The organism is Thermodesulfobacteriota bacterium (assembly GCA_040758155.1).
GTDB lineage: Bacteria > Desulfobacterota > Deferrimicrobia > Deferrimicrobiales > Deferrimicrobiaceae > UBA2219.
In genome coordinates this window covers 1-5798 of record JBFLWB010000107.1, presented here as the reverse complement: position 1 = coordinate 5798, position 5798 = coordinate 1, and the positions used below count along the sequence as shown (strand labels likewise).

Here is a 5798-nt window from a genome sequence, read left to right as displayed (position 1 = left end):
GAAGATCGCGCCGCGCGGCGGGGGCCGCTTCTTCGGGTCGAAGGAAGCGTCCTCGAATACGCCCCACGACAGGTAGTTCCCCACGCCCTTCCCGATGCCGGCGTACTTGATGTAGTACGGCGCGATCGCCATCACGTCGGGGAGGAAGACCGTATCGACCCAGTGCTGGATCCTCTTGAGCCGCCAGATGACGTTGTCCATCACCTCCACGGTGGGGACGAAGGTCGTCCCGCCGGGAGGCGTGCTCATGTGCATCGGCATCTTCCCGCCGAGCTGGGCCACCACCGTCGACGCCTCCTTCTGCATCTCCAGCGCCTCGAGGTAGTGCGCCACCGCGAGCAGGTTGAGATCCGGCGGGAGCCGGTACTCCGGGTGCCCCCAATAGCCGTTGGCGAAGGGACCGAGCTGTCCGCTCTCCACGAACCGCCTGATTTTCCCCTGCACGTCCTGGAGGTACTTCTCCTTCGGCTTCGCCTGGAGAGCGGAGACGACGTCGACGTAGTCCAGGGCGTTCAAGTGGTAGAACCAGAGAATGTGGGAGTGCACGAACTGGCCGCCCTCGATCAGGTTCCGGATGATCCGGGCGTTGTCGGGGGGAGTCACGTTGAACGACTTCTCCAGCGCCAGGGTGCTCGTGTGTCCGTGGGACACGGGGCAGACGCCGCATATCCGCTGGGTGATGAACCAGGCGTCCCGGGGGTCCCTGCCCTGCAGGATGATCTCGAAGCCGCGGAACAGCGTCCCGGAGCTCCAGGCGTCCTTCACCTTGCCGTTCTCCACCTCCACCTCGATGCGGAGGTGCCCCTCGATTCGGGGGATCGGATCGATCACGACTCGCTTTGCCATGGGGTCTCCCTCTATTCCTTCTTCTTCGTTTCTTCGTCTTTCTTTCCGCGCGTCGCCTTCAGCACGGCGTGTCCCACGATCGCCGCGCCGGTTGCGGCCGCCAGGCCGATGCCGATCTTGTCCGCCGTCAGGTCGCCGTACGGCAGCGCCACGTCGGCGAGCTTGGAGTAGAAGGGGGAGAACTGATCCGTCCAGGAGTTTTCCGCGCACCCGATGCACGGCGAGCCGATCTCGATGCACCACGACTCCTTGGAGTTCCACCGCGTCTTGGGGCACTCCGACCACGTCTCGGGGCCCTTGCACCCCACCTTGTAGAGGCAGTACCCCGCGGCCTCCTCCTTCGAGCCGAACTGCTCGACGAACCGCCCGCCGTCGAAGTGGGTCCGCCGCGGGCAGTTGTCGTGGATCTTCCGTCCGAAGAACATCTTCGGGCGCCCCTTGCCGTCGAGCTCCGGAAGAGTGCCGATCGTGAGGACGTGCACTACCGTTCCGATGAACCACTCCGGGTTCACCGGGCAGCACGGAATGTTGACGACCTTCCCCTTCATGTTCAACGCCTGGTCGACCCCCAGGATCCGGCTCGGGTTGGGCGCCGCCGCCGGGACGCCGCCGTCCACCGCGCAGGAGCCGATGGCGATCACCGCCTTCGCGTTGCCGCACACCTCCTTCGCGATGTCCAGCATCTCCCGTCCGCCGATCATCCCGTGGCCCGGCACGGTGGGGATTCCGCCTTCGACCACGCAGATGTAATCCTTCCCCTCGACCGCCCTGGCGAGCAGCTCGTCCGCCTGCTTCCCCGCGGCGGCCATGATCGACTCGTGATAGTCGATGCTCAAGATGTCGAGCACAAGGTTCGCCGTGGACGGGTTGTCCGTTTTTATGAGCGACTCCGTGCATCCCGTATCGCTGGCGAAGTGCAGCCATACGACCTTGGGCCTGCCGGCCGCGGCCTTCTCCAGGGCGCGGGCCAGTTTTGGAGTCAGTGTGCCGGACATCCCCAGCATCGCGAGGGTCCCCCCCGCGAGCTGAACGAATTCGCGCCGGCTGAAACCTTCCCCCCGCCTCGTGAGCATCTGCGCCTCCCGCAAAGTCGACTTTTTGGTGGTAAGGTTAAATTTAAAATAAGGTTATATTTCTGTCAACAGATAATTAATGCTTTGATATCATATTGTTATACATAATAGTATACTTACTTATATGAATATTTTAATTTGGCTGAGCTAATTATGAAACCGTATCTCCTGTAATAATCGGACATCTCATGATCCGGAGGAGATAATGCGCGTCATCGGGGTCGGGAACATCCTTCTTTGCGATGAAGGGATCGGCGTACACGTCGTCCGGGAGCTCTCCCGGAGAGGCGTTCCCCCGGGCGTGGAATACCTGGACGGCGGCGTCGCCGGCGCCGCCCTGCTGAACCTGATCGAGGGGGAGGAGCGCGTCGTTCTCGTGGACGCGGTGAGCGCCCCCCTCCCCCCGGGAACGGTGTTGCGGTTGACACCCGACGAACTCGCCGGTCCCCGCGCCCCTTCCTGGTCCCTCCATGATTTCAACCTCGCGGATACCCTTGCCGTGATGCGGCTGCGGGAAACATTGCCGAGGATGCTCATTCTGGGCGTCGTCCCAGCCGATATCGGGACGTACCGCCTCGAGCTGTCGGACGCCCTTTCTGCCCGATTCGCGGAGATCCTCGAAAAAGTGCGGGGAGAGGTTGCGGCGTTCGCGGATTTGCCCCTGGAGTGACCCGCCAATATTCTCTCGTTTCCTTGGAACCTCTGGCGCCGATCCGGAATCTATATTAGTAGGGTGAGGCCCAGAGCGGCGAGTAGAAGACGGGGGTTCGGGAATACCGAAAACCCAAAAAAACGCTTCGAAAGCCCGGGTCCCACCCGTTTTTTTATCCGGATACGGCCTTTATGTAGGGCAGCGCCCTGTCCCGGTCCTGGTAGTCCAGCCCGTAGCCGACCACCCAGACATCCGGGATGTCGAATCCCAGGTAATCGATCGGCACCTTCTTCTCCATCCGGGCGGAATTGCGCAGCAGTACACAGGTCTTTAACGACGCCGGTTCCCTCGCCCGTACGAGGGACACCAGGTAATCCAGCGTCTGCCCCGTATCGACGATATCCTCCACGATCAGCACGTGCTTCCCCCGGACGTCCGTGCGGAGGTCCATGATGAGCCGCACGGGGCCCGCTGTCTTCGTCTTTCCGTACGCGGCCACGGAGATGAAATCGATGCTTCGCGGGACGGTCAGGCGCCGGGACAGATCGGCAAGGAAGATGTAGCAGCCGCGCAACACCCCCACCATGACCAGTTCCTCGACATGGGAGTAATCCGTCGAGATCCGCTCCGCGAGCTCCCCCACGCGCTTCCGGATCGCCTCCTCGGTGAACAGGACGCCTGTCTCCATCGTCACGGGCCGGCCCCCCTACCGGACAGGAACAGCGGAACGATCTTCTTCTCATTCACGTCCACCAGCCCCAGGTCGGTCAACTTGAGGTGAGGGATGACCTCCAGCCCCAGGAAGCTCATCGCCATGAATGGGTCGGCCAACGGCGAGCCGAGCTCCCCCGCGGCCGCCAGCAGGGAATTCATCCGGTCGCTCACCCGCCCGACCGGCTCGTCCGACATCAGGCCGGCGATCGGAAGAGGAAGCAGCGCCGTCACGCGCTCCCCGATGGCTACCGCCTGCCCCCCTCGCGCATACGCCACCGCTTTCGCCGCGGTCTCCATGGACCGGTCGTCGGCCCCGATCACGATCAGGTTATGGTGGTCGTGAGCCACCGTTCCCGCGATCGCCCCTTCCTTCAGCCCGATCCCCTTCACGAAGCCCAGTCCCATCCTGCCCGAGGAGCGATGGCGCTCGATCACCGCTATCTTCAGCAGGTCCCTTCCCGGGTCCGCGACGGCATGCCCGTCCGCGGTCCGCGCCTCCATATCCAGCGATTCGGTGATCAGCTCGCCCGCCACGATCCCGATGACGCGGACGCGCCGCCCCTCGGCGGGTATGCGGAAGTCCACCCGCAGCCAGTCCACGGAGACGGTGTCCCGGACTTCCGGGGGAATCCCGGGCGCCACCGTATCCACCGGCGAAACTGTTTCCCCGTCCCGCGCGACAAGAACGCCGCTCCGGTAAACCATCTCGGCGACAGGCGAGGCAAGGTCCCGGAATACAATCAGGTCGGCCCGCCGCCCCGGCGCGACGGCGCCGCGGTCGTGGAGCCGGAAGTGTTCCGCTGCATTCAGCGTGGCCATCCGGATGGCGGTCATCGGAGGGACGCCGCCGGCGATGGCGAGCCGCACCAGGTGATCGATCGACCCTTTCGCGAGCAGGTCCCGGGCCTGGCAGTCGTCGGTGCAGAAGCAGAGCCGGCGTTCGTTGTCGGGAGTGACGACCGGCAGCAGCGCCCGCAGGTTCCGGGCGACGCTCCCCTCCCGGATGAAGACCCGCATCCCCCGGCGTATCTTCTCCCCGGCTTCCGCCGCATTCGTGCATTCATGGTCGGAGGAGATCCCGGCGGCAATGTAGGCGTTCAATGCCTTGCCGCCCAAACCAGGGCAGTGGCCGTCGATGGGGTACCCGCGGAAAGCCTCGATCTGTTCGAGCAGCTTCGCGTCGCCTGCGACGACGCCGTAATAATCCATGACCTCTCCGAGGCCGACTACGTGCGGGTCCGAAAGCAGCGAACGCATCTCGGACAGCGAAACTGCGGCGCCGGACGTCGCCAACGGAGAGGCGGGAACGCTGGAAGGGACCGTCGCCAGGAGATCCATGACGGCTTCTTCCGCGTCCGCCAACATGAAACGGACCCCTTCGATGCCGAGGACGTTGGCGATCTCGTGAGGGTTCGTAACGGCCGTCGTCACTCCACGGGAGACGACGGCGCGGGCGAACTCCCGTGGACGCACCAGCGCGCTTTCCACGTGGACGTGGGCGTCGATCAGGCCGGGGCATACGTAATGCCCTTCGAGATCGACGGACTCCCTTCCCCCATAACCGTCACCGATTCCCGCGATCAGGCCTCCGGCGACGGCGATATCGGTCGTTTCGATCTTACCGCTCAGAACATCCACCAGGCGGACGTTCTTCAACACCAGCTCCGCCGGCTCATCGCCGCGAGCTATGGCGGCAAGGCGAGACAGGGTGGATGAATGCTTCATTGTATTTTTATCTTAGAACAGGATCGGGCCCGATATGCCACCTTCAGTCCTTGTCCTTCCGGCGCATCGGGTGTTCTAATCTCACCGATGGTCCCATTCTTCATCCAGCCTGCCGTCCACCTCTCCGGTTCGATCACAATCCATGCCTTCGGCGTTCTGATCGCCATTTCGGTGGCCGTCGGGTGGATTGTATCCGTCTACCGCTGCCTGAAAGCGGGTCTCGATCCAAGCGCATGCAACCGCCTCCTTGCATACGTGATCTTCGCCGGTTTCATCGCCGCCCATCTGTTCTCCGTCTTCGCCTATTTCCCGGAGAAAGTCCGTCAGGATCCGACGATCCTCCTGCGATTCTGGGAGGACATGAGCTCCTTCGGAGGGATCGTCGGCGGCTTGTGCGGTTTCTGGTTCTTTTTCCGTCGGAAAGGGGCGGAGCCGGGTGGAAACGACCGTTTGAGATACCTGGACTGCATCGTTTACGCCTTCCCGTTCGCCTGGGCGATCGGGCGGCTCGGGTGCGCGCTTGCCCACGATCATCCGGGCACGATCACGGCCTTTCCCTTGGGTGTCAGCCTTGCCACCCGAACTGCCCGCCGTTTCATCGCCTATCATTACGGCGCCTCCGGCCGCATCGAGGAGCTGCCGGACGACGACGCCATGTCTCGAATGGGTTTCCATGACCTGGGCTTGTATGAATTCCTCTACACATTGCTGATCGTCGTACCGGTGTTTCTCGCGCTTGACCGAACGGTAAGACGACCCGGATTTTTTCCGACCGCTTTCCTCCTGCT

Annotated in this window: 6 protein-coding genes; 2 read left to right on the top strand and 4 right to left on the bottom strand. The window is 63.2% G+C overall.

Annotation, left to right across the window (positions count from 1 at the left end; translation table 11 throughout):
• Together AB1346_06795 and AB1346_06790 are read right to left on the bottom strand one after the other, a co-directional pair.
• A partial coding sequence (locus AB1346_06795) for a nickel-dependent hydrogenase large subunit (protein ID MEW6720138.1) occupies positions 1-846 on the bottom strand: 846 nt, incomplete at its 3' end.
• 11 nt (positions 847-857) lie between these two features.
• Positions 858-1919, bottom strand: a complete 1062-nt coding sequence (locus AB1346_06790; GenBank protein ID MEW6720137.1) for a hydrogenase small subunit — start codon at positions 1917-1919, stop codon at positions 858-860.
• A 205-nt stretch (positions 1920-2124) separates the two neighbouring features.
• On the opposite strand from AB1346_06790, the gene AB1346_06785 reads away from it, so the two are divergent.
• A complete protein-coding gene (locus AB1346_06785) occupies positions 2125-2589 on the top strand; it encodes a hydrogenase maturation protease (protein ID MEW6720136.1) in 465 nt (154 codons plus the stop codon).
• 154 nt (positions 2590-2743) lie between these two features.
• Here AB1346_06785 and hpt read toward each other — a convergent pair whose 3' ends face one another.
• Positions 2744-3259 (bottom strand): hypoxanthine phosphoribosyltransferase, encoded by a 516-nt coding sequence (gene hpt / locus AB1346_06780; protein MEW6720135.1) that lies wholly within the window; start codon positions 3257-3259, stop codon positions 2744-2746.
• A gap of 2 nt (positions 3260-3261) precedes the next feature.
• Entirely contained in the window at positions 3262-4944 is a 1683-nt protein-coding gene (ade, locus tag AB1346_06775) for an adenine deaminase (GenBank protein ID MEW6720134.1), read from the bottom strand.
• 153 nt (positions 4945-5097) lie between these two features.
• Here ade and AB1346_06770 point away from each other — a divergent pair.
• Positions 5098-5798: prolipoprotein diacylglyceryl transferase family protein (locus tag AB1346_06770; GenBank protein ID MEW6720133.1), on the top strand; the 701-nt coding region annotated here is incomplete at its 3' end.